This is a genomic window from Ruania albidiflava DSM 18029 (assembly GCF_000421225.1).
GTDB lineage: Bacteria > Actinomycetota > Actinomycetes > Actinomycetales > Beutenbergiaceae > Ruania > Ruania albidiflava.
Window position 1 is genome coordinate 222200 of record NZ_ATWL01000002.1, and the last position, 22556, is coordinate 244755.

Annotated in this window: 22 protein-coding genes; 10 read left to right on the top strand and 12 right to left on the bottom strand. The window is 71.2% G+C overall.

The genetic code is table 11. The features are described from left to right. Nucleotides 1-77: 77 nt before the first annotated feature. The 7 genes from valS to K338_RS20240 all read right to left on the bottom strand — a co-directional run bounded on the left by valS (nt 78) and on the right by K338_RS20240 (nt 7728). Nucleotides 78-2726 (bottom strand): valine--tRNA ligase, encoded by a 2649-nt coding sequence (gene valS, locus K338_RS20230; protein ID WP_022916779.1) that lies wholly within the window; start codon nt 2724-2726, stop codon nt 78-80. A gap of 98 nt (nt 2727-2824) precedes the next feature. After that, entirely contained in the window at nt 2825-3223 is a 399-nt protein-coding gene (locus K338_RS0103425) for a type II toxin-antitoxin system VapC family toxin (RefSeq protein ID WP_027286390.1), read from the bottom strand. A 7-nt stretch (nt 3224-3230) separates the two neighbouring features. Then, nucleotides 3231-3524, bottom strand: a complete 294-nt coding sequence (locus K338_RS25800) for a type II toxin-antitoxin system Phd/YefM family antitoxin (protein WP_022916780.1) — start codon at nt 3522-3524, stop codon at nt 3231-3233. Nucleotides 3525-3550: 26 nt separating this feature from the next. Beyond that, nucleotides 3551-4354 carry a carbohydrate ABC transporter permease gene (locus K338_RS0103435; RefSeq protein WP_022916781.1) on the bottom strand — a complete coding sequence of 268 codons (804 nt, stop codon included), beginning with the start codon at nt 4352-4354 and terminating at the stop codon, nt 3551-3553. Then, nucleotides 4351-5217 carry a carbohydrate ABC transporter permease gene (locus tag K338_RS20235; RefSeq protein WP_022916782.1) on the bottom strand — a complete coding sequence of 289 codons (867 nt, stop codon included), beginning with the start codon at nt 5215-5217 and terminating at the stop codon, nt 4351-4353. Before K338_RS20235 ends, K338_RS0103435 begins: the two co-directional genes overlap by 4 nt. A gap of 1 nt (nt 5218) precedes the next feature. Beyond that, nucleotides 5219-6586 (bottom strand): extracellular solute-binding protein, encoded by a 1368-nt coding sequence (locus K338_RS0103445; RefSeq protein WP_022916783.1) that lies wholly within the window; start codon nt 6584-6586, stop codon nt 5219-5221. Further along, nucleotides 6583-7728: a carbohydrate kinase family protein gene (locus tag K338_RS20240; protein ID WP_051154670.1), complete on the bottom strand. Its 1146-nt coding sequence runs from the start codon at nt 7726-7728 to the stop codon at nt 6583-6585. Before K338_RS20240 ends, K338_RS0103445 begins: the two co-directional genes overlap by 4 nt. A gap of 67 nt (nt 7729-7795) precedes the next feature. On the opposite strand from K338_RS20240, the gene K338_RS0103455 reads away from it, so the two are divergent. Both K338_RS0103455 and cofE read left to right on the top strand, forming a co-directional pair. Then, on the top strand, nt 7796-8791 hold the full coding sequence (locus tag K338_RS0103455) for a TIGR03557 family F420-dependent LLM class oxidoreductase (protein WP_022916785.1): 996 nt from the start codon (nt 7796-7798) through the stop codon (nt 8789-8791). Continuing rightward, nucleotides 8791-9525, top strand: a complete 735-nt coding sequence (cofE, locus tag K338_RS20245; RefSeq protein WP_022916786.1) for a coenzyme F420-0:L-glutamate ligase — start codon at nt 8791-8793, stop codon at nt 9523-9525. The genes K338_RS0103455 and cofE overlap by 1 nt, the downstream gene beginning before the upstream one ends. Nucleotides 9526-9559: 34 nt before the next feature. Here cofE and K338_RS0103465 read toward each other — a convergent pair whose 3' ends face one another. The 5 genes from K338_RS0103465 to K338_RS0103485 all read right to left on the bottom strand — a co-directional run bounded on the left by K338_RS0103465 (nt 9560) and on the right by K338_RS0103485 (nt 14804). Then, complete coding sequence (locus tag K338_RS0103465; RefSeq protein WP_022916787.1) at nt 9560-10816, bottom strand: phospholipase D-like domain-containing protein; 1257 nt, start codon at nt 10814-10816, stop codon at nt 9560-9562. 60 nt (nt 10817-10876) lie between these two features. Then, nucleotides 10877-11701: an ABC transporter ATP-binding protein gene (locus K338_RS20250; protein ID WP_022916788.1), complete on the bottom strand. Its 825-nt coding sequence runs from the start codon at nt 11699-11701 to the stop codon at nt 10877-10879. Beyond that, nucleotides 11698-12822 carry a putative F420-0 ABC transporter permease subunit gene (locus K338_RS0103475; protein WP_022916789.1) on the bottom strand — a complete coding sequence of 375 codons (1125 nt, stop codon included), beginning with the start codon at nt 12820-12822 and terminating at the stop codon, nt 11698-11700. The genes K338_RS20250 and K338_RS0103475 overlap by 4 nt, the downstream gene beginning before the upstream one ends. Before the next feature lie 17 nt (nt 12823-12839). Then, the gene (locus tag K338_RS20255) at nt 12840-13859 is read right to left on the bottom strand and encodes a putative F420-0 ABC transporter substrate-binding protein (RefSeq protein WP_022916790.1); all 1020 of its coding nucleotides are present in this window, start codon (nt 13857-13859) and stop codon (nt 12840-12842) included. A gap of 171 nt (nt 13860-14030) precedes the next feature. After that, nucleotides 14031-14804 (bottom strand): hypothetical protein, encoded by a 774-nt coding sequence (locus K338_RS0103485; protein WP_157612196.1) that lies wholly within the window; start codon nt 14802-14804, stop codon nt 14031-14033. Between the two features lie 132 nt (nt 14805-14936). Here K338_RS0103485 and K338_RS20260 point away from each other — a divergent pair, with 132 nt between their 5' ends. From K338_RS20260 to K338_RS0103525, 8 genes are all read left to right on the top strand, one after another. Beyond that, nucleotides 14937-15446 carry an RNA polymerase sigma factor gene (locus K338_RS20260; RefSeq protein ID WP_022916792.1) on the top strand — a complete coding sequence of 170 codons (510 nt, stop codon included), beginning with the start codon at nt 14937-14939 and terminating at the stop codon, nt 15444-15446. A 22-nt stretch (nt 15447-15468) separates the two neighbouring features. Further along, a complete protein-coding gene (locus K338_RS0103495) occupies nt 15469-16239 on the top strand; it encodes a hypothetical protein (protein WP_157612198.1) in 771 nt (256 codons plus the stop codon). A gap of 144 nt (nt 16240-16383) precedes the next feature. After that, nucleotides 16384-17100, top strand: a complete 717-nt coding sequence (locus tag K338_RS0103500) for an ABC transporter ATP-binding protein (protein WP_022916794.1) — start codon at nt 16384-16386, stop codon at nt 17098-17100. Next, nucleotides 17100-17837, top strand: a complete 738-nt coding sequence (locus K338_RS0103505) for an ABC transporter permease (protein WP_022916795.1) — start codon at nt 17100-17102, stop codon at nt 17835-17837. Before K338_RS0103500 ends, K338_RS0103505 begins: the two co-directional genes overlap by 1 nt. 24 nt (nt 17838-17861) lie before the next feature. Beyond that, complete coding sequence (locus tag K338_RS0103510) at nt 17862-18464, top strand: TetR/AcrR family transcriptional regulator (RefSeq protein WP_022916796.1); 603 nt, start codon at nt 17862-17864, stop codon at nt 18462-18464. Nucleotides 18465-18615: 151 nt separating this feature from the next. Next, entirely contained in the window at nt 18616-18771 is a 156-nt protein-coding gene (locus K338_RS25440; protein WP_022916797.1) for a hypothetical protein, read from the top strand. Nucleotides 18772-18879: 108 nt separating this feature from the next. Further along, nucleotides 18880-20487 (top strand): carboxyl transferase domain-containing protein, encoded by a 1608-nt coding sequence (locus tag K338_RS0103520; protein ID WP_022916798.1) that lies wholly within the window; start codon nt 18880-18882, stop codon nt 20485-20487. Between the two features lie 5 nt (nt 20488-20492). Beyond that, on the top strand, nt 20493-22547 hold the full coding sequence (locus K338_RS0103525) for an acetyl/propionyl/methylcrotonyl-CoA carboxylase subunit alpha (RefSeq protein WP_022916799.1): 2055 nt from the start codon (nt 20493-20495) through the stop codon (nt 22545-22547). The last annotated feature ends 9 nt before the right edge of the window (nt 22548-22556 follow it).

Consider the following 22556-nt stretch of genomic DNA (forward strand, 5'->3'; position numbering starts at 1 on the left):
CCACCGTCCGCGAACGCTCCCTAACGCGGCGTCCAGGGCGAATGTGCCGCGAAGGAGAGCGTTCGCGAACTAGTGGGTTACCTGTTCTTCGGGGGTGGGGGGAGCAGCTCGCCGTCCACGGTCACATCGTCGGTGCCGTTCCCCAGCGTCAGGTCCCCGGCCACCCGCCCGGCGGCGCGCAGGTCCGCCAGCACCGCACGGACCGCCTCGTGGTCCGCTTCCGGCAGCAGCAGCGTGGCGGAGGCGAACTCGGTGCGCTGGGAGACCTTCGCCTCCGACTTCACCTTGCGCAGCGCAGCCAACGCCGAGCCGGCGACCGAGACCAAGGAGGGATCGCCGTCACCGGCTGCTGTGTGCAGCACCTGGGAGGTGGGCCAGGCGGCGCGGTGCACCGACCCTTCCCGCCACCAGGACCAGACCTCCTCGGTCGCGAACGGCAGCACCGGGGCGAGCAGTCGCAGCAGCACGTCCAGCGCCAGCCAGAGTGCCGCCCGGGCCGAGTCGGTGGCCTCCGCGGTGAACTTCTCGCTGCCGTAGGCGCGGTCCTTGACCAGCTCCAGGTAGTCGTCGCAGAACGTCCAGAAGAACGACTCGGTGACCTCCAGCGCCCGGGCGTGGTCATAGTTCTCATATGCCCGCGTGGCAGTGTCCACCACGGTCGCCAGCTGGGCCAGGATCGCCCGGTCCAGCGGCTCGGTGACCGCCGCCGGGTCGAGGGTGACCTGCTCGTCGCCGGCGAAGGAGAGCGCGAACTTGCTCGCGTTCAGCAGCTTGATCGCCAGCCGCCGGCCGATCTTCATCTGCCCCTCGTCGAAAGCGGTGTCCCCGCCCAGGCGCGCGGAGGCGGCCCAGTAGCGCACCGCATCCGACCCGTGCTGCTGCAGCAGCCCCAGCGGGGTGACCACGTTGCCCTTGGACTTGGACATCTTCTTCCGGTCCGGGTCCAGGATCCAGCCGGAGATCGCGGCATGGCGCCACGGCAGCGAGTCGTGCTCGGCGTTCGCGCGCACCATGGTGGAGAACAGCCAGGTGCGGATGATGTCGTGCGCCTGCGGCCGCACGTCGTAGGGGAACACCCGGGAGAAGAAGTCCGGATCGCGCTCCCACCGGCCAGCCAGCTGCGGGGTGAGCGAGGAGGTGGCCCAGGTGTCCAGCACGTCCGGGTCGCCGGCGAACCCGCCCGGCTTGCCGCGCTGGTCCTCGGTGTAGCCATCGGGTACATCGGTGGACGGGTCGATGGGCAGGCGGTCCTCGGACGGCACCAACGGGTCGTCGTAGACGACCTCGCCGGCCTCGTCCAGCCGGTACCAGAGCGGGAACGGCACACCGAAGAACCGCTGCCGGGACAGCAACCAGTCCCCGGCCAGCCCGTCCACCCAGTTCTCGTACCGGGACCGCATGAACTCCGGGTGCCAGGTCAGCTCCCGGCCCCGCTGGATCAGCTGCTCGCGCAGGTCGGCGTCCCGGCCGCCGTTGCGGGCGTACCACTGCCGGGAGGAGACGATCTCCAGCGGTTTGTCACCCTTCTCGTAGAACTTCACCGGGTGGGTGATCTTGCGCGGCTCACCGTGCAGGTCGCCGGAGGCCTGCAGCAGCTCGACCGTCTGCTTCTGCGCGGAGAACACGGTCAGCCCGACCAGCTGCTGGTAGGCCGCCAGCCCCTCGGCGGAGGTGATCGCCGCCGGTGCCTCGGGCAGGATGCGCCCGTCCCGGCCGATGATCGTGCGGGTGGGCAGGTTCAGCTCCCGCCACCAGGTCACGTCCGTGGTGTCGCCGAAGGTGCAGATCATCGCGATCCCGGCGCCCTTCTCCGGGTCCGCCAGCGGGTGCGCGAGCACCGGCACCTCGACCCCGAACACCGGGGAGGTCACCGTGGACCCGAACAGGCCCTGGTAGCGCTCGTCGTCCGGGTGGGCTACCAGCGCCACGCAGGCGGCGAGCAGCTCCGGGCGGGTGGTCTCGATGAACACCGGCCCCTCGGCGCCGTGGAAGGAGATCCGGTGGTAGGCACCGTCCCGCTCCCGGTCCTCCAGCTCGGCCTGGGCCACCGCGGTCTGGAACGTCACGTCCCACAGCGTGGGTGCCTCGATCTGGTACGCCTCACCGCGGGCGAGCTGGCGCAGGAACGCGCGCTGGGAGGTCTGCTGCGAGGTCGGGCTGATCGTCTGGTAGGTCTGCGCCCAGTCCACGCTCAGCCCGAGGTATCGGAACACCTGCTCGAAGCTCTTCTCGTCCTCCGCGGCCAGCGTGAGGCACAGCTGCACGAAGTTCTGCCGGGAGACCGGGGTGGGCCGGTGCTTCTTCGGCACGTCCCCGGCGTACGGGGGAGTGAAGTCGGCCTCGAACGGCAGCGAGGTGTCCACCTGCACGCCGTAGTAGTTCTGCACCCGCCGCTCGGTGGGCAGTCCGTTGTCGTCCCAGCCCATCGGGTAGAACACCTCGTGGCCGCGCATCCGCCGGTAGCGGGCCATGCAGTCGGTGTGCGTGTAGGAGAACACGTGCCCGATGTGCAACGACCCGGACGCGGTCGGCGGCGGGGTGTCGATGGAGAACACCCGCTCCCGCGGTGCGGTGGCATCGAAGGCGTACAGGTCCTGCTCGCCCCAGGAGGCGGACCAACGGTCCTCCAGCCCGTCCAGCGACGGCCGGTCCGGTACCTGCGCGACCGGGCGGATGGGCTCGGTCGGCGGGTTCTGGGACGGCGGTGTGGTCGCTGCGTGGTTCATGGTCCCTGATCATCCCAGAAACTCTCGCCCGCTCAGAAATCGATGTCGGCTGTGCTCGCGCCCGGCGGGACCGAGGGCGTCTGGCGCACCGGGCTGGGTCAGCGCGGGCTGAGTACCGTGATGCCGGCGTCGGCGACAGCGCCGAGCAACCGGGCATCGTAGGTGACGAACGCTGTCACCGCCCCACCCAGCATCCGTGCCGTGGCCAGGTGGATGGCGTCGAGCGACCGCAGCGACCTGTCTGGTTCCTCCTCGGCTCCACGCGCGATCTCGTCGGTGATGCTGATCGTGTCGAAGGCGGCGAGCAGCTCCTTCACGTCGGGCAGGAGAGCCGGGCGCGCCCGGGTCACCACCCGGATGGCCTCGATGCGCAGGAGCACAGAACTGATCCACCGCGCCTCGGGCGCGGAGTCGAAGAATGCCGCGAAGGCCGTCGAGTGTTCCTCCTCGACGAGCAGCTTCAGCACCGCCGAGGTGTCCGCGTAGTAGAGGGTCACGCCCGGCTCACAGGTCCCGGTCCTTGCGCAGCGTCGCGAGCGTGTCCCCCAGGGGAGGGCTACCGTCGCTGGACCGCATCCTCGGGCGCCGACCAGGACGGGTTGCCCGACTCAGCTGGCCTGCACGCTCCAGTCGCTCCAGCACAGGAGGAGAGCCTGCATCGGCAAGCGGCACCAGCCGGGCGATCGGACGTCCGTGTGCGGTGATCTCGACCGACTCGCCCATCTGGACACGCGCCAGTACCGCGCGGGTCTGCAGTCGCAGCTCCCGCACGCCCACCTGGCTGTCGGGCTCACTCACGGCAAAAATGTAACACAAATTGTTTACTATTCTCGGACCGCGCCCTCGAGCATGCCGCGGATGAAGTGCCGCTGCAGAAACAGGTAGACGACCACCACCGGCAGCGCCACCAGCACCGCGGCGGCCGCCAGCAGCGAGGTGGCCTGCACGTGCTGCCCCTGGAACAGCGCGAGCGCCAGCGGTGCGGTGCGGTAGGCGCCGTTCGGGCTCATCACCAGCGGGATGAGGAACTCGTTCCAGGTCCACATGAACACCAGCACGGTCATCGTCACGATCGCCGGCCGGCCCACCGGCACCAGGATCGACCAGAGCACCCGGCGCTCGCTGGCACCGTCCAGCCGGGCCGCCTCCATCAACGAGCGCGGCGCGGTGCGGAAGTAGGCGCGCATCCAATAGCTGCCGAACGCGATCGACTGCGCCATCTGCGGGAAGGCCACCGCCCACAGCGTGTTCGTCAGCCCGAGGGTGCGCAGGTCGTAGAACAGCGGCACCACGATCGCCTCGGTCGGCACCATGATGCCGACCAGCACCAGGGAGAACACCACTGTCGAGCCGCGGAAGGTCATCGTGCCGAACGCGTACCCGGCCAGCACCGAGGCGGTCAGTGCCACCACCAGCACCGTGGCCGAGACCAGCGCGGAGGTGCGCAGGTAGCGGGCGAAGCTGCCCTGGCTCCACGCCTCGGCGTAGTTGCCCCAGGCGATCCCGCCCCCGCCCAGGTCCGGTTGCAGCGAGGTGACCAGCACCACCACGATCGGCCCGAGCGCGAACGCGCACACCACCACCAGCAGCAGGTAGTTCATCGCGGTCTCGGCCCGGGAGGTGGTCATCGGTCCTCCCGCGGTTCCACCAGCCGGTTGATCACCAGGTTGAGCCCGAAGATCAGCACCGTCAGAGTGATCGCCACCGCCGCGGCCGAGCCCACCTGCCCGGTGCGGAACGCGCGCTGGAACACCTCGTAGGCCGGCACCGTGGTCGAGTTCCCGGGCCCGCCCGCGGTCATCACGTACACCAGGTCGAACGTCTTCAACGCGGCCACGATGGTCAGCGTGAGCGCCACCGCGATCTCCCCGCGCACGCTCGGCAGGGTGAGCGCGACAAACTCCCGCACCGGCCCGGCGCCGTCCAGCCGGGCTGCCTCGTACTGCTCTCTGGGCACGCGGGCCATCCCGGCGAGCATCAGCACGGTCACCAGCCCGGTCTGCACCCAGGTGCCGACGATCCCCACCGCCGGCAGGGTCCAGGTGTAGTCACCCAGCCAGGCCCGGGTCAGCGAGTCCAGCCCGACGGCGGTCAGTGCGGTGTTCAGCGGCCCGTCCGGGGCGTAGATGGCCCGCCAGGCCACGGCGACCACCACCATCGCCAGCACCTGCGGCACGAACACCACCGTCCGGAACAGGCCCAGACCACGCACCCGGGCGCGGTTCAGCACCGCCGCCACCGCCAGCCCGAGCGCCAGCGGCAGCAGCGCGAAGAACGCGATCAGCACCAGCGCGTGCCCGAAGGCGGCCCGCAGGCCGGCGTCGGTGAGCACACCGAGGTAGTTGGCCAGCCCGACGAACTCGGACGCACCGAGCCCGTCCCACTCGTAGAGGGAGAACTGCACCGACCGGCCGATCGGGTAGAGCAGGAAGGCGCCGTAGACAACGATCGCCGGGACCAGGTACAGCCACGGCCGCCACCGCGGGGTCATCTCAGCTGCCCGAGGTGAACGCGCTGTAGTCGTCCTCCAGCTGCTGCATCGCCTCCTGGGGGGTGGCCTGACCGGCGATCAGGTCCTGCAGGGTGGCGCCGAGCGTGTCGCCCATCGTCGGCGTGGCCCAGTCCAGGTAGGGCAGCAGGTGCCCGTCGGTGGTCACCGCACCGAAAGCGGCGAAGACGTCGGCGTTCACGCCGTCCGCAGGGGCGAGCTCGGCGGTCTGGTTCACCGGCATGTTCCCGGTGTCGGCGAGCACTTCCATCGCCTCGTCGCTGGTGATGAAGTCGATGTAGCCGGCAGCGGCATCGGCGTTCGGGCTCTGCGCGGTGACCGCGAACGGCAGCCCGGTACCGCCGGTGGTGGCCAGCGTGCCGTCGGCCGAGGCGGGTACGTAGAAGCCGACGTCCGCACCCATCGCATCCTGCAGGTCGGCGGCCAGCCACGACCCGCCGATGGTGAACACCCCGTCCCCGGAGGCGAAGTCGGACCAGGCAGCGTCGTAGTCGGTGCCGTTCGCTCCGTCGTTGAAGTAGCCGGAGGTGGACCAGTCGGCCAGCTCGGTGGCGGCGGCGACGTTCTCCTCGCTGAGCCAGGACGCCCCGGCATTGCCCATCGCCAGCGCGCGGACCTGGTCGGCGGGCACGTGCTGGGCCTGGATCGGGCCGAACACGTGCCCGGCGGGCCAGCCCTCGATGTTGCCGAGCTGGATCGGGGTCAGGCCGGCGTCCGCCGCCCGGGCGAGGATGTCGGTGAAGGTGTCGAAGTCGCCGGAGAGCAGCTCGTCCTCGCTGGCCACCTGCTCCAGCGCGGACCGGGAGTAGAACACCCCGACGATCTCCCCGACCTGCGGCAGCCCGTACAGGCTGCCCTCGCCGAAGGTGACCCCGTCCTCGGAGTAGCGGGAGACGGCGAGCACATCGTCGGAGAACCGCTCCTTCCAGCCGTAGGCCTCGGCGTAGCGGTCCAGGTTCAGCAGCAGGCCTGCGGAGACGAAGGCGCCCATCGTGCCGCGGCTGTTGTTCGCCTGCACCACGTCCGGTGCCTCGTTGCCGGTGAGTGCACCGCGCAGCGTGGTCTCCAGGTCGTCGAAGGACTGCGAGTTCCGTTCGATGGTGATGTTCGGGTAGGCCTCCTCGAACGCATCGTTCAGGCGCTGCATCTGCTCGTCCTGCCCGCCCCGGACCTCCTGGTCCCAGACCGTCAGCGTCACCTCACCCAGAGAGGCCAGGTCGGTGCGCACCTCGCTCGCCTCCACCGGGGTGGTCTCCCCGCCGTCGCTGCCGCTACCAGGGGCACAGGCGGCCAGCAGTGCGGCGGCCGTGGCCAGGGCTGCTCCGGCAGCCAGAGATCGTCGGGTGGTCATCGAAGTCCTTCTTCCTGGGTGGGCGGGTCCGGGGGCGTCTGCGTGCCGAGACCAGCGTCGGAGATCCGGGCGATCGTGCCCTCGGCGCGGCGCACGCGGCGGGTGACCACGCCGGTGAGCAGCTCGTCGAGGAACGCGTACTCGCGGGCTGTGGTGGCCGCATCGGCGTCGTTGCCCGCACGCTCGCACACCTGGCGGCGCCAGTCGGCGATGTCTCCCCACCCGGGCGCGGCCAGCGAACCGCCGAACTCCTGGACCGCCAGGGAGGAGCAGAGCACCGCGAACTTCAGCCGCTGGGTCAGCGGCCAGCGGCGCAGCGTGCCCAGCACCAGAGCAGCGGCGAACACGTCCCCGGCGCCGGTGGCGTCCACCACCTCCGCGCGCAGCGAAGGCACAGTGGCCTGCTCCCCGGTGGTCCCGTCGATGGCCAGTGCGCCGCCCTTCCCGCAGGTGACGACCGCCAGCGGCACATGCTCGGCGAGCGCCGCGACCGCGTCCTCCGGGGTGGTGGTGCGGGTGTAGCCCATCGCCTCCTCGGCGTTCGGGGTGAACGCATCGCAGTCGGCCAGGTCGTCCAGTATGCGCCGGTCCCACTCCTGAGCAGGGTCCCAGCCGGCGTCGGCGAACACCAGCGCCCCGGCCGCGCGGGCCTCCCGCCACCACGGGGCGGCCCGGAGCTCTGGGTCGCCCAGGTCCACCAGCACCGCCCCGGTCGGTGGCGGGATGGCGACCAGCTCGGCCACCGGGTGCGGGGTGGGGTGCCCGTGGGTGACCATGCTGCGGTCCTCCGCCAGCGCCATCGACACGGTCACCGGGGTGTGCCAGGCGTGGAACCGGCGGGAATAGGTCAGGTCCACGTGCTCCTGGTCGCGGAGCACCTGCCACATCCAGTCCCCGTACAGGTCGTCACCGAACCCGGCGGCCAGGCCGGTACGCAGGCCGAGCCGCGCGCAGGCGACCGCGAGGTTGGCGATCCCGCCGGGGGAGGAGCCCATCCCGGAGGTCCACACCTCGGTACCCGGCGTGGGCGGGTGCGGGAACCCGGTGAAGATCAGGTCGAAGAACACCGTGCCGGTGAGCAGCACGTCCAGCTCAGGTGCGGACGCAGCAGCCGGGACCGGGGGCGGGGCGGGCGTCGTCATGGTGCTGCCGAGTGTGCCACGCGCCTTGCCGCCGGTCACTGGTGTTTCCGCTAGTAGGCTTCCTGGCATGGTGCAGATCGGCTTCGCAGCGGCGCTGGAGCACCTGCACCCCACGGACGCCATCGAGCTGGCCGTGCAGGCGGAGGCAGCGGGATTCACCGGGGTAGCAGCCTCGGACGTGCTCGCCCCATGGGTGCCCGGGCAGGGTCAGGCGCCGTTCGTGTGGAACGTGCTCACCGCCATCGCCGAGCGCACCACCGGGGACGTCGGCCCCGCCGTGGCCGTGCCGACGTTCCGATGGCACCCGGCGGTGCTCGCCCAGGCGAGTGCCACCCTGGCGGCGATGTACCCGGACCGGCACTGGCTCGGCATCGGCGCCGGGGAGGCGATCAACGAGCACGCCGTCGCCCGCTACTGGCCGGAGGCGCCGGAGCGGATCAACCGCATGTTCGAGGCGATCGAGGTCATCACCAAGCTCTTCACCAACTCGGCTGCCGGCAAGGACACCAAGCATGCCGGGGAGCACTTCAAGCTCGAGTCCACCCGGTTGTGGACCATGCCGACCACGCCGCCACCGATCCTGGTCGGTACAGGCGGACCGGTCACCGCCCGCCGCGCCGGCCGGCACGCCGACGGCATCCTCTCCCTGGGCGGGCCGAGCGAGAAGGTCGCCGCGCTGTTCGACCGGGTGCGCACCGGTGCACGTGAGGCCGGTAAGGACCCCGACGCCACCCGGCGGGTGGTCCAGCTGCACACCTCCTGGGCGCCCACGGACGCCCAGGCGCTGGAGAACGCGCTGCGCACCTGGCCCAACGGCCTGCTCCGGTTCGCCAAGGCCGACCTGCGTTCCCCGTTCGAGGTCGCCCAGATCGCCCGGATGATCCGCCCCGAGGACGCCCGTGCGGCCATGGTCGTCTCCGCCGACCCGGCCGACCACCTCGCCGAGATCCAGCGGTACGTCGACCTCGGCGCCACCGCGATCTACGTGCACAACACCGGCCCCAACCAGGCCGAGTGGATCGAGACCTTCGCAACCCACGTCCTACCCCAGGTGGTGCACTGATGCTGCTGGCCCAAGCCCCCGACGGACTCGGTGAGGTCACCTCGAGCACCGACCTGGCCGCCGTGCTCACCCCGCTGCTGGCGGGTCTGACCTGGCCGGAGGGGCCCGACGGCGTCACTGACGGTGATGTGGTCGTGCTCGCCTCCAAGGTGGTCGCCAAGGCGGAGGGCCGGCTGCGCGCCGCCACCAGCCGGGAGGAGGCGATCGACGCGGAGACCGTGCGGGTGGTCGCCACCCGGGAGCACCCGGACGGGTCGACGCTGAAGATCGTGGAGAACCGGCAGGGCCTGGTGCTGGCCGCCGCGGGGGTGGATGCCTCGAACGTGCACCCGGGCACCGTGCTGCTGCTGCCCGAGGACCCGGACGCCTCCGCCCGCAGGCTGCGCCGCGGCCTGGCCGCCCGGCTCGGGGTCCGGCCCGCGGTGCTGGTCACCGACACCGTCGGGCGGCCCTGGCGCCGCGGCATCGCCGACATCGGCATCGGCGCCGCCGGTCTGCAGGTGCTGCAGGACCTGCGCGGCCAGGTCGATCAGCACGGCCGAGAGCTGGGTGCCACCATCATCAACGTCGCCGACGAGATCGCCGCCGCCGCCGACCTGGTCCGCGGCAAGACCGCCGGCCGCCCGGTCGCGGTGGTGCGCGGACTGGACCAGCACGTCACCCACGACGACGGGCCAGGTGCAGCCTCGATCATCCGCCCCGCCGAGGAGGACATGTTCCGCACCGGCGGTTGACCCGGCCAGGAGTCAGGTTCGCGCCGACCGCCTGCTACATCAGCGGGCCGAGCGGTCTGATCAGGTACTCCAGCACCCGGGTCAGGCGTCCGCGCCGGTTCCACTGCTCCAGGGTGAGCTCGGTGCAGTTGGTCAGGTCGGTGGCGAACACCCGCTCCATGTGCTCGGCCAGGCCGTCGTCGTAGAACTCCAGGTTCACCTCGAAGTTCCCGGTCATCGACATCCGGTCGATGTTCGCCGTGCCGATCGTGGACCAGCGTCCGTCCACGGTCATCGTCTTCGCGTGCACCATCGCGCCGTGGAACAGCCACAGCGTCACCCCGGCCTCCAGCAGCTGGGCGTAGTAGGAGCGGGCGGCCCAGTCAGCCAGGACGTGGTTGGACACCTTCGGCACCAGCACCCGCACGTCCACACCGCGCTTGGCGGCCGCGATCAGCGCAGCGAGGATCTCCCGGTCCGGGATGAAGTACGCCTGGGTGATGTACACGTGGTGCTCGGCCCGGTCGATCGCCTCCAGGTACAGCCCGCGCACCGGGAAGAGCAGCCGGCTGGGGGCGTTCTCCGCCGCCCGGATCCGCGGCTCCCACGCTGCCGCGCCACGATCGGGCAGCTGCGGGTGCTTGCGCCGGCGGTGCTCGTTCCAGAAGTCGACGAAGGCATCCTCCAGCTCCCACACCGACGGGCCGGCCACCCGCACGTGCGTGTCCCGCCACATGGTGGCGTACAGGGAGCCGATGTTGTACCCGCCCACGTAGCCCACCGCCGAGTCCACCACGAGGATCTTGCGGTGGTCCCGTCCGGTCTTGCGCGGGTTCAGCGTCACCAGCCCGGGGCGGATCAGCGGGAACCAGAGCGTGTGCAACCGGGGCAGGTCCGGCATCCGTTTGAACCGCGGGTCGACCACCAGGTTGCCCCAGGTGTCCACCACGATGTACACGTCCACGCCACGCTCGGCGGCCGCGACCAGCTCGTCCTTGAACGCCTGCCCGATCTCGTCGGACTTCCAGATGAACGTCTCGAAGTAGATGGTGTGCTGCGCCTCCCGGATGGAGGCGAGCATGGCGTCGTAGACGTGCTGGCCGTAGGTGAACACCGTCACCTCCGAATCGGCCACCGGCACCGACCGGGGCGGGGTGCGCGGGAACTCCCCACCCGGTGGGTACCGGCGTTTACGCATCCGGTCCACAGTGAGCACCGTGGCGATCGCCGCGCCGTGCGCGGCCACCGTCCCGAGCACCCACCAGCGCGCCGCGCTCCGAGCCCGGCGCAGGACCCCCGACCAGTTCACCATGGGCGCCAACGTATCGTGACCGCGCTGCTGACAGCATCCACCGGGCGGTGGAGGCGAGGATCAGCCCAAGGGCGCAAACACCAGCGTCGGACCATGGCGGGTGGGCACCCACTCGGCCTGCACCCGGTACACATCGGCGATCAGCTCGGGGGTGAGCACCTCGTGCGGGTGCCCGGTGGCCACCACCTGCCCGTGGTCGAGCACGATCACCTGGTCGCACACGGCGGCGGCGTGGTTCAGGTCGTGCAGCGCCGCCAGCACCCCCGTCCCGGTGGCCGCCACCTGCTGCACCACGTCCAGCAGCGCGAGCTGGGCCGCGACGTCCAGGTGGTTGGTCGGTTCGTCCAGCAGCAGCAGGCGCGGTTGCTGGGCCAGTGCCCGGGCGAGCTGCACCCGCTGACGTTCTCCGCCGGAGAGGGTGGCGAAGTCCCGGTCGGCGAGCTCGGCCGCACCGGCTCGGTGCAGGCACTGCTCGGCCAGCTGCAGGTCGGATGCCGAGTCGGTGCCGAACAGGCCCTGGTGCGGGATGCGGCCGAGCAGCACCACCTCCCGGGCAGTCAGCGGGATGTCGGTGTGCGCATCCTGCTCCACCAGCGCCAGGGCGCGTGCCCGGCGGCGCCGGCTCAGCTGCCTCAGGTCCGCCCGGTCCAGCCGCAGCACACCGGCAGAGGGCGGCAGAGCGCCGACGATCAGCCGCAGCAGCGTGGACTTGCCGGACCCGTTCGGCCCGAGCACCCCGGTCACCTCACCGGTGCGCAGGTGCAGGTCCACACCGTCGAGCAGCGTGGCCGAGGCCACCCGGTAGGTGAGGTCCGCACCGGTCAGCTCGGTCACGTCCAGGTCGGTGACGGCGGAGCTCACCACGGTCTGCACCGCACCGCTCATGACTGCCCCCTGGTGCGCAGCAGCAGCCAGGCGAACACCGGTGCGCCGATCGCGGCGGTGAGGATGCCCACCGGCACCTCCGAGGGGGCGAAGAACGTGCGTGCGCCGGTGTCTGCCCAGAGCAGGAACACTGCGCCGACGAGCGCTGCGACCGGCAGCAGCCGGGCGTGCCGGGCGCCGAGCAGCAGGCGCACCACGTGCGGTACCACCAGGCCGATGAACCCGATCGACCCGCTGACCGCGACCATCGCCCCGACCAGCAGCGCCGTGATGGTCAGCAGCAGCCACCGGGTCCGGGTCACGTGCACACCGAGCGAGGCGGCCGCCGTGTCGCCGAACGTGAACGCGTCCAGGGTGCGCGCACTGGCCAGCAGCACGGTGCCGATCAGCACCAGCGCCCCCACGGCGATCGCCACCGACGACCAGGACGCTCCGGCCACCGAGCCCAGCAGCCAGTTGATGATCTCCCGGTAGGAGTCGCCCTGCGCCGAGGCCACGATCGCGAACGACACCAGTGCCGAAGCACCCTGCGCCACGGCGATCCCGGCCAGGATGGTGCGCGAAGGGGTGAGCCGCCCGCCGATCCCGGCCAGTGCGAGCGTGGCGCCCAGCGCCGCCAGCGCGCCGATGAACGCGGCCAGCGGCAGCGCCAGGGTGAACCCCAGCAGCAGCACTGCTACCGCCCCCAGCGCCGCCCCGGAGGAGACGCCGAGCAGGTACGGGTCAGCCAGCGGGTTGCGGGTGATCGCCTGCATCACCGCACCGGACAGGGCCAGCCCCGCGCCCACCGCCGCCGCGGTGAAGAGGCGTGGCGCTCGGCCCTCCCACACGATCGCGTCCCGGATCCGGGACAACGGGTTCTCACCCGGGTCCAGGAACCCCAGACCGTGCTCGGCCAGCCAGGTGAGCACGTGGTACCGGGTGCTGCCGAGCACCTCGGCGGCCGTGATGTTCGCCGGTCCGATCGTCAGCGCCAGCACCGCCGAGCCGGCCAGCACGACCAGCGCCAGCACCAGCCACGGCGTGAGCCGACCGGTCCGCGGCACTGCGGCGGTGGTCCGGCCGGGATCGGTCGCACCGGCCTCCGGCGGGGCCGTGCCGGTGATCGTGCTGCGGGTCATCTCGGTGCTGTCCCGTCCTATGAGTCCTGTGCGGTCAGGTCCATCAGCTGGTCGGACAGGTCGACGGCGGCAGGAACGCTGCGTACCCCGGCCTCGCTGGCGGGGAAGGGCACCACGAGGTAGCGCTCGTCGATCACCGCATCCATCGCCGCGGTCACCGGGTTGGACTCCAGCACCTCGATCTTGTGCTCGACCGTGTTCCACGCCGAGTCCACCAGCACGATCACGTCCGGGTTCTGCGCTGCGATCGCCTCCCAGGAGCCAGACGCCCAGGACTCGTGCACGTCGGCCATGATGTTGCGCAGCCCGATCGTCTCCAGCAGCAGCTGTGGCGCACCGATCCCGCCGCCCACGTAGGGGATGTCCGAGCCGGAGGAGTACCACAGCGCGGTCAGCCCCGCCGACGAGGACTGCACCTGCTCGAGGTCGGCGCGCTGCGCATCGACCAGCTCCTCGGCCGCCTCCGGTGCGCCGAGCAGCTCGCCAGCCTGGAGGACGTCGTCGAACACGTGCTCGAAGGTGAGCGGGTCGGGCTGGTAAGCCTCGTCCAGGCAGGCGGCGGGGTTGACGTAGGTGGCGATACCCAGCTCGGCCAGCTCCGCTCGTTCTCCGGCGCCGTCGGCGGAGAAGTTCGACTCCCACCCCCCGAGCACGAAGTCCGGCTCGGCCGCGAGCACCACTTCCGCGGACGGTGCCCGCTCGGCCAGCACAGGCACGTCCGCAGCCGTCTCGGCCAGCTGCTCCGGCAGCGGACCGTCAGAGAACGCAGTGCCCACCAACCGGTCCGCCAGCCCCAGGGAGAGCACCAGCTCGGTGGACGTGGACTTGATGGTCACGATCCGCTCCGGAGGAGCCTCGAGGGTGACCTCGGTGCCGCAGTTGTCCACGGTGACCGGGTATCCGGCCGCACCGCCTGCGGACGGACCGGAGGAGGCGAGGTCCTCGTCCCCGGCCGATCCCGCGCCGTCGGCGTTAGAGCATGCGGTCAGGGTGAGCGCCGTGAGCACGGCGAGGGCGAACAGGGCGCGACGGGACACAGGCGGGTCTCCAGCACAGCGGGAACCGATGGCGGGTGCAGGACCATCCGGCCAGATCCGGCCGGTCGTGCCCGGGGCACATCCACCCCAGGGTGTCCGTGCCCGTCAGCATAGTGCGTGCTGGCAGGTCTACCGGCCCGCGCTGATAGGAGGTTCACCTGCCGGCGTGCCTCACAGGCTGTCGCAGACGGTGCCCCAGTTGCTGTGGCCGTACCAGGTGTCGTGCCAGAACGCCGCCGAGTAGTGGCCGTACCCGGGTTCATAGGTGGACCGGGTGTAGGTGTACCCGCTGGTGAACGAGCCAGACCGGGTGGCCAACGTGCTGCCGGTGCCGCAGCCCGAGGAGCTCGATCGCTGGTAGATCCGCAGGAAGCCGTCTGCGGAACCACCACCCCGGTAGGTGTAGGAGGCCACCACGTAGCTCCCGGACCGGCTCAGGCAGATCGTGCTCGGGCCGGAGATCGACCGGCAGGCGCTCGCTGCTGCAAGTGCCGTGTCCGGAGCGGTGCCTGCCGATCCGTCTGCCGTCAGGGTGGTGCTGCAGTCCTCCACCCGGTCCACCATCGGCACCTCCAGGGAGTCGGGCGCTCCGGCGAGGGCGCCCTCTGGCACAGTGGTGCTCACGATGTCGACCGAGATCAGCTCACAGCCACGGGCGGCCGACTCCGCGGCCCAGTCCGTGCTGCGCGCCTCGTCGAACAGGTCGGCTGACCAGTCCTGCCACTCGGTGTCCGTGGCGCTCACCGACGGCGGTGCGGGCTCGCTGTCAGCCGCATCCTGCCCGGGGGCTGCCATCGCCTGCGTAGCACCAGCGGCAAGCACCATCGTGGTCAGCACCGCCACCGGCACTGCACGCCCGCGACGCCATCGGGAGCGGCGTGGCCCTAGACGTGCTGGTGCGCAGGTGCGGTCCTCAGCGCAGTGCTGCTCGACTGGAGTCATCATCCTCGATCCCTCTCCCCACCGGCTCTCGGCGGCCGGCCATGCGTCCGATCCGGTGATCGTCTCAGAAAACTCCTCTGTAATCATCTCCGGGGTGCCGGACATATCTAGGTGTAAGGGACGGGGAGGCGGCGGATGAAGGCCGACCCTGACGAACGGTTCGAAGCCCTCTACGAGGCTCACCACCAGGAGCTGTTGGCCTTCATCCGCCGCCGATCAACGATCGGGGATGCGGAGGACGTGGTGGCCGAGACATTCGTCGTCACGTGGCGCCGGATCGACGACGTGCCGGATCCGGCGCGCGGCTGGTTGTTCGCCGTCGCCCGAAACATCCTGCGGAACCACGAGCGTTCCCACCACCGGCAGGTCTCCTTACGTGTGCACCTGGCCGGGCACTCGGCCACGTACTCGCCCGACCCGGCGAGTGCGATCGCCGGCCGTACCGACCTGGCCCGGGCCTGGAACCGGCTCACCGACGCGGAGCGGGAGACGATCGCGCTGACCGCGTGGGACGAGCTCACCCAGGAAGAAGCGGCCACGGTGCTGGGCTGCACCAAGGCCGCCTATGCGGTTCGGCTGCACCGAGCGCGGCGCCGACTGCTGCACCTCATCGACCGAACCACATCGGGGGGACGACGTGGCTGACGACTCCACACTGCTTCGTGCAGTGAAGACGCTGAACCCGGTTGCGCTGGACGAGGTACCGGCACCGACCAGCCTTCGTGAGGAGATCCGATCTCGTATCGCCGCGGACGCGGACTCGGTCCGTCCCGACGACGTGGTGCCCCAGCCGATCTCGCGACCGACCCGACGCATCCTCGCCGGAGCGGCCGCAGCCGTGCTGCTGCTGGTCGGCGTGTACACGCTGAGCCCACAGCGCACCCCGGAGGCGTACGCCGGCTGGAGCGCCTCCGCCACGGAGCTGGCGCCCGCCCAGCTCGGTGCGATGGCCGACCTGTGCCCGCCGACCCAGGTCCCGGTCGGTGCGGACGAGAGCGTCGAGGTCACGCCGATCCTGGCCGAGCAGCGCGGTGACTACAAGATGCGGCTTGCGGTGAGCGACGTGGGCTACCAGTGGTGCTTCGTGATGCCAGACGCCGATGCAGACAGCGGGGTGCGTCGTGGCGCTGAAGGCATGTTCTGGCCGGAGGACCAGTCACCGGTGCCCGCCGGTGACGGTGAGGTCACCCTGGTGCAGGCGTCCTCGTACGCACCGTTCCCGGACCTCGGACCGCTGACGATGATCGTCGGCACTGCCGGGGCGGACGTCACCGAGGTGCAGGTCGCCACCGCAGGGGGCAGCTTCGCCGATGCGACCGTCGCCGACGGCTGGTGGATCGTCTGGTTCCCCGGTGACGTCGAGCTGGGGGACACGATGACCGTGACCACCAGCGACGGTACGCAGACGGAGGTCGCGGCCACGCCAGCGGCAGGCTGACCAGCCCCAGCCTGGCACGTGCTGCCGGGCAGGTGCTGCCGGGCACGGACGTCGATGCCTCGGCCGCCGGGCCATCGTGGGCCTGCACCTCTTGCCGCGCTCCAAGAATTCATCTACTGTTGAATTCTTGGCGGAAGGACGACCATGGACGCTGCGATCGAGATCGCCGGCCTGGTGGTCGACCGAGGCGGGCGGCGGGTGCTCCATGGGCTCGACCTCACCGCCGCGACCGGAGCGGTGATCGGGGTTCTCGGGCCCAGTGGCAGCGGGAAGACGACGATGCTGCGGTCCGTCGTCGGGGTGCAGCGGGTCCGCGCCGGCACCGTGACCGTGCTCGGCCACCCGGCCGGCAGCAGACCGTTGCGCAGCCGGATCGGTTACATGACGCAGGCGCCGAGCATCTACGGTGACCTGACCGTGATCGAGAACGTGCGGTACTTCGCCTCGCTGTACCGGCTCGGAACCAGCGCCGTGGCGGAGGCGATCGATGCCGTCGGGCTGGCTGACCATGCTCAGCGGGTGACTCGCACCCTCTCCGGTGGGCAGCACTCCCGGGCCTCGCTCGCCTGCGCCATCGTGGCCCGCCCCGACCTGTTGGTCCTGGACGAACCGACCGTGGGCCAGGATCCGCTGCTGCGCGACGAGCTCTGGGCCTACTTCCACGACCTGGCCGCCGGTGGCACCACGATCCTGGTCTCCAGCCACGTGATGGACGAGGCCAACCGCTGCGACGAGCTCGTGCTCATCCGGGAAGGTGTGTTGCTGCACACCGGCACCCCGGCCGGGCTCAAGGCCGAAGCGGGGTGCGCAGACCTAGACGAGGCATTCCTGACCCTGGTCCGCCGGAACGAGGCGGCCTGATGCATGCCCGACTGCTCGCCTCTACCGTGGCCCGCATCCTGGGTCAGCTCCGGCACGACCGGCCGACCGTGGCGCTCGTGCTGGTGATGCCGATCGTGCTGCTCACCCTGGTGAAGTACATGTTCGAGGGCAACGACCCCGTCTTCCAGCGGGCGACGCTGGTGATGCTGGGCATCTTCCCGTTCGTGCTCATGTTCGTGGTCACCTCGATCGCGATGCTCCGGGAGCGCAGCTCGGGCACGCTGGAGCGGTTGCTGACCACCCCGGTGGGCAAGCTGGACATCCTGTTCGGCTACGGGCTGGCATTCGCGGTGGCCGCCACGGTGCAGGGTGCGGTGGCCACCGGGCTGGCGTACTGGCTGCTCGGCCTGGAGACCGCCGGCCCGGTGGGGCTGGTGGTGCTGATCGCGGTGGCCAACGCGGTGCTCGGGGTGGCGCTCGGGCTACTGTGCAGCTCATTCGCGCGCACGGAGTTCCAAGCGGTGCAGTTCATGCCGGCGGTCGCGTTCCCGCAGCTCCTGCTGTGCGGGCTGTTCGTACCGCGCGAGGAGATGGCCGGATGGTTGCAGGCCATCAGCACAGTGCTGCCGCTGTCCTACTCGGTGGAGGCGCTGCTCGAGGTCGGAGCGAACACCGACCCCACCGGGCTGATGTGGCGCGACCTGGGCATCGTCGTCGCCTGCGTGGCCGGCGCCCTGGTGCTCGGCGGGCTGACGCTGCGGCGGCGGAGCGCGTGATCGGGCGCGGATAGGCTGGCCGGCGTGGCGCGTCGCAGTGGCAGGCGCCCCGGGAGCTCCGGGGCGAGGGAGCAGATCCTGGCCGCCGCCCGGGAGCAGTTCGCCGCCGGCGGCTACGAAGGCACCTCGATCCGGGCCATCGCCGCGGTGGCGGAGGTGGACCCCGCGCTGGTGCACCACTACTTCGGCACCAAGGAGAAGCTGTTCACGGCGGTGGTCGCCCCACCGGCAGACCCCGGTGAGCTGATCCCGCAGGTCATGGCCGGACCGGTCGAGGAGGTGGGGGAGCGGGTGGTCCGGATGTTCCTCACCGTGCTGGAGTCCCCGACCACCGGACCAGGGTTTCGGGCGCTGCTGCGCGGCGCGCTGGCCAACGAGCTCTCCGCCCGGCTGCTGCGGGAGTTCTTCACCCGTCAGGTGGTGCGTCGTCTGACCGCGGCCCTGGCCGGAGTGGTGCCCGCCGAGGAGATACCCGCCCGGGCCAGCCTGGTCGCCTCGCAGATCTTCGGGATGGTGCTGATGCGCTACCTCATCGGTCTGGAGCCGATCGCCAGCATGGACCACGACCAGGTGGTCAGCGCCCTGGCCCCCACAGTGCAGCGCTACCTCACCGGCGAGCTGACCTGACCCTGCCCCTACCCGCGAACGCTCCGCTTCGCGGCGACACGCCGGGCGGGAGCCGCGAAGCGGAGCGTTCGCGGACGCCTGGGCGGACAACGGCCCCTCGAACGCCATCTCCACCCGGCTCGGCTACCGGCCGAACGGCTCCAACCGGCAGGTGCGGGAGGGCCGGGTCGCCGAGCACCGGTACTACCGGATGGACCGGGCGGACTACCAGCAGCTGGCGCCTGCCCACGCGGAGCTGCTCGGCGAGGTGCAGATGTCCGGCCTCGAGGAGCTGCGGGCGTTCGTGCAGATCCCCGTCGCCGACTGACCGCTCGCCGTCCCAGTCCAGCAGCACCCCGGTGCGATCACCGGCGTCCCGGCGCGGTGCGTGGCATCCTGGCTGCTGCGGGCGATCCCCGCAGGAACTGGAGAGTCGATGCCGATCCTGACCAGCGCCGCAGACCCGGCCAGCGAGGAGTACCGGACCAACGAAGCCGCCCAGCGTGCCCTGGCCACCGAGCTGGCTGACCGGCTCGCGCAGGTGGCCCGCGGCGGCCCGGAACGCTCCCGCAGAAGGCACACCGAGCGGGGCAAGCTGCTACCGCGGGAGCGCATCCGGGTGCTGCTCGATCCCGGCAGCCCGTTCCTGGAGGTCGCCCCGCTGGCGGCCTGGGACCTGTACCAGGGTGAGTGCCCCGGCGCCGGGGTGATCGCCGGCATCGGCACCGTGGCCGGCCGGCAGGTGATGGTGCTCGCCAACGATGCGACCGTCAAGGGCGGCACCTACTACCCGATGACGGTGAAGAAGCACCTGCGCGCCCAGCAGGTCGCCGCCGAGAACCACCTACCGTGCCTGTACCTGGTGGACTCCGGCGGCGCCTACCTGCCGATGCAGGACGAGGTGTTCCCGGACGCCGAGGGTTTCGGCCGCATCTTCGCCAACCAGGCCGCCATGTCCGCCGCCGGCATCCCGCAGCTGGCCGCCGTGCTCGGCTCCTGCACCGCCGGCGGCGCCTACGTACCGGCGATGAGCGACGAGAGCGTGATCGTCCGCGGCCAGGGAACCATCTTCTTGGGCGGCCCGCCGCTGGTGAAGGCGGCGATCGGGGAGCAGGTGACTGCCGAGGAGCTCGGCGGTGGCGACCTGCACGCCCGCACCTCCGGGGTGGTGGACCACCTCGCCGAGGACGACGCGCACGCCCTGGCCATCCTGCGCGACATCGTCACCACCCTGCCGCCACCCGCCCCGCCCGCCTGGGCGGTACGCGAGCCCCGACCGCCAGCAGTGGATCCAACCACCCTCTACGGTGCGGTCAGCACCGACCTGCGCGCTGCCCAGGACCCGCGGGAGATCATCGCCCGGATCGTCGACGGCAGCGAGATCCACGAGTTCAAGGCCACCTACGGCACCACTCTGGTCACCGGCTTCGCCCGGATCCACGGCCACCCGGTCGGCATCCTCGCGAACCACGGGGTGCTGCTGAGTGAGTCCGCGCTCAAGGGCGCACACTTCATCGAGCTGTGCGACCAGCGCGGCATCCCGCTGCTGTTCCTGCAGAACATCTCCGGCTTCCTGGTCGGCAAGGACGCCGAGGCCGGCGGTATCGCCAAGCACGGTGCGAAGATGGTCACCGCTGTGGCCACCACCCGGGTGCCCAAGCTCACCGTGGTGGTCGGCGGTTCCTTCGGCGCCGGCAACTACTCGATGTGCGGGCGCGCCTACTCGCCCCGGTTCCTGTGGACGTGGCCGCAGGCGCGGATCTCCGTGATGGGCGGCGAGCAGGCCGCCCAGGTGCTCACCACGGTGCGCGCCGACCAGGCCGCGGCCCGCGGTGAGGACTTCGACGAGGCCGCCGCCGAAGCTCTCGCCGGGCCGATCCGTGCGCAGTACGAGCACCAAGGCAACCCCTACTACGCCACCGCCCGGCTCTGGGACGACGGCATCATCGACCCCGCAGACACCCGCACGGTGCTCGGCCTGGCGCTGGACATCTGCTCCCGCACCCCGTTGCCCGAGCCCGGCTTCGTTCTGTTCCGGATGTGAACGCGATGACTTTCCACACTGTGCTGGTCGCGAACCGTGGCGAGATCGCCGTTCGCATCATCCGCACCCTGCGCGCCCTGGCGATCCGGTCCGTGGCGGTGTACTCCGATGCCGACGACGGCGCACCGCACGTGGCGGCCGCGGACGTCGCCGTGCGCCTGGGGCCGGCTCGGGCGAGCGAGTCCTACCTGGATGTGGCGGCCATCGTCGCCGCCGCCCGGGCCACCGGGGCGCAGGCCGTGCACCCGGGGTACGGGTTCCTCGCCGAGAGCCCGGCGCTGGCCCGGGCGTGTGCCGAGGCCGGGGTGGTGTTCGTCGGGCCCTCGGTCGCGGCGCTCGAGGCGATGGGGGACAAGATCCGCGCCAAGGAGATCGCCCGGAGCGCGGGAGTACCGGTGATCGACGGCGTAGCCGAGCCGCCGAGCAGCCGTTGCGTGGGGACGGGGGCCGGTTCGGGCAGTGGCATGCCTGCCGGCGCCGGTGTGCAGCACCGGGATGCTGCCTTGGTCGAGGCGTGCCAGGATCTCGGCTTCCCGCTGTTGGTCAAACCGTCCGCCGGTGGCGGCGGCAAGGGCATGGTCCGTGCCGACGCGGCCGCAGACCTGCCGGAGGCGATCGCCTCGGCCCGCCGCGTCGCCACCGCCGCCTTCGGTGCCGACACCCTGCTCGTGGAACGGTTCGTGCCCGCACCCCGGCACATCGAGGTGCAGGTGCTCGCCGATGCCCACGGCCACGTGCTCGCTGTGGGGGAGCGGGACTGCTCGCTGCAGCGCCGGCACCAGAAGGTGATCGAGGAGGCACCCGCCACCCTGTTGGACGAGACCACCCGCACCTCCCTGGCCGAGGCGGCCTGCGCCGTCGCCGCGAACGTCGCCTACACCGGTGCTGGCACCGTGGAATTCCTCGTCTCCGCCGCGGACCCGACCTCGTTCTTCTTCCTGGAGATGAACACCCGGCTGCAGGTGGAGCACCCGGTCACCGAGGAGTCCCTGGGACGGGACCTGGTCGCCTGGCAGCTGCGCATCGCCGCTGGTGACCCCCTCGACCTGACCGCCGCGGACCTCCGTCCCGGCGGGCACGCCATCGAGGCCCGGGTGTACGCCGAACGCCCCGAGGAGGGTTTCCTGCCCGCCACCGGCACCGTGCAGCACGTCTCCTGGCCCGCCGGGGTGCGGGTGGACGCCGGCATCGCCGCTGGCACCCCGGTCAGCGCCCACTACGACCCGATGCTCGCCAAGATCATCGTGACCGGTGCCGACCGGACCGAGGCGCTCATCCGCCTGGACAGCGCGCTCGCCGAGACCGTGCTGCTCGGGGTGCCCACCAACCTGGACTACCTGCGCCGCGTGCTCGCCACCGCGCAGGTGCGCACCGGCACTGCCGACACCACCTTCCTGGACCACCTCGCGCCCGAGCAGGCGGCGCCGCCCCCCGAGGAGACCTTGATCGCTGCCGCGCTGCTGCGGCACGCCGAACGCTGGGACACCACCCTCTGGTGCCAGCCGTCGGGCTGGCGGGTGGGCGCCACCGAACCGCCACGCTATGAGTTCGAGACTGCGACCGATCCGGTCGCCGTGACCGTCGACGGTCCTCCTGAGGCGGCAACCGCCCAGGTCCTGCCCAGCCACCCCGTCCGACAGGTGAGCCTGCTACCCCGCCCGGGCTCCGCCGTCGTGCACCTGCTGTGCATCGACGGGCTCACGGCCACTCTGCACGCCACCAGCACCGAGGAGGAAGTGTGGCTGCACACCGGCGGGCGCACCCACCACCTGGTGGCTGCTGGACGGCAGACCGCCCGCACCAGCGCTGCGTCCGCCGCTGGTGACGGACAGGTGCGTTCCCCGATGCCCGGCACTGTGGTCGCTGTACACACCCCCGGGGAGGCCGCAGTGGCCGCCGACGACCTGCTGGTCACCGTGGAGGCGATGAAGATGGAATACCAGGTACGCGCAGCCATCCCGGGTAGGATCGAGTGGGAAGCCAGCGTCGGCGACCAGGTCGCCGCGGACCAGGTGCTGGCCACCATCCATCCCGACGGTCCACAAGACCACCCGGGGTGAACAACCACA

Coding starts and splice junctions, on each gene's coding strand:
- K338_RS0103485 (WP_157612196.1), bottom strand. CDS start 14,804: ATGATGACTCCAGTCGAGCAGCACTGCGCTGAGGACCGCACCTGCGCA.
- K338_RS0103435 (WP_022916781.1), bottom strand. CDS start 4,354: ATGACCACCTCCCGGGCCGAGACCGCGATGAACTACCTGCTGCTGGTG.
- K338_RS0103465 (WP_022916787.1), bottom strand. CDS start 10,816: ATGGTGAACTGGTCGGGGGTCCTGCGCCGGGCTCGGAGCGCGGCGCGC.
- K338_RS0103525 (WP_022916799.1), top strand. CDS start 20,493: ATGACTTTCCACACTGTGCTGGTCGCGAACCGTGGCGAGATCGCCGTT.
- K338_RS0103500 (WP_022916794.1), top strand. CDS start 16,384: ATGGACGCTGCGATCGAGATCGCCGGCCTGGTGGTCGACCGAGGCGGG.
- cofE (WP_022916786.1), top strand. CDS start 8,791: ATGCTGCTGGCCCAAGCCCCCGACGGACTCGGTGAGGTCACCTCGAGC.
- K338_RS20260 (WP_022916792.1), top strand. CDS start 14,937: ATGAAGGCCGACCCTGACGAACGGTTCGAAGCCCTCTACGAGGCTCAC.
- K338_RS20250 (WP_022916788.1), bottom strand. CDS start 11,701: ATGAGCGGTGCGGTGCAGACCGTGGTGAGCTCCGCCGTCACCGACCTG.
- K338_RS0103505 (WP_022916795.1), top strand. CDS start 17,100: ATGCATGCCCGACTGCTCGCCTCTACCGTGGCCCGCATCCTGGGTCAG.
- K338_RS0103445 (WP_022916783.1), bottom strand. CDS start 6,586: ATGACCACCCGACGATCTCTGGCTGCCGGAGCAGCCCTGGCCACGGCC.
- K338_RS0103520 (WP_022916798.1), top strand. CDS start 18,880: ATGCCGATCCTGACCAGCGCCGCAGACCCGGCCAGCGAGGAGTACCGG.
- K338_RS20240 (WP_051154670.1), bottom strand. CDS start 7,728: ATGACGACGCCCGCCCCGCCCCCGGTCCCGGCTGCTGCGTCCGCACCT.
- K338_RS20235 (WP_022916782.1), bottom strand. CDS start 5,217: ATGACCCCGCGGTGGCGGCCGTGGCTGTACCTGGTCCCGGCGATCGTT.
- K338_RS0103455 (WP_022916785.1), top strand. CDS start 7,796: ATGGTGCAGATCGGCTTCGCAGCGGCGCTGGAGCACCTGCACCCCACG.
- K338_RS0103475 (WP_022916789.1), bottom strand. CDS start 12,822: ATGACCCGCAGCACGATCACCGGCACGGCCCCGCCGGAGGCCGGTGCG.
- valS (WP_022916779.1), bottom strand. CDS start 2,726: ATGAACCACGCAGCGACCACACCGCCGTCCCAGAACCCGCCGACCGAG.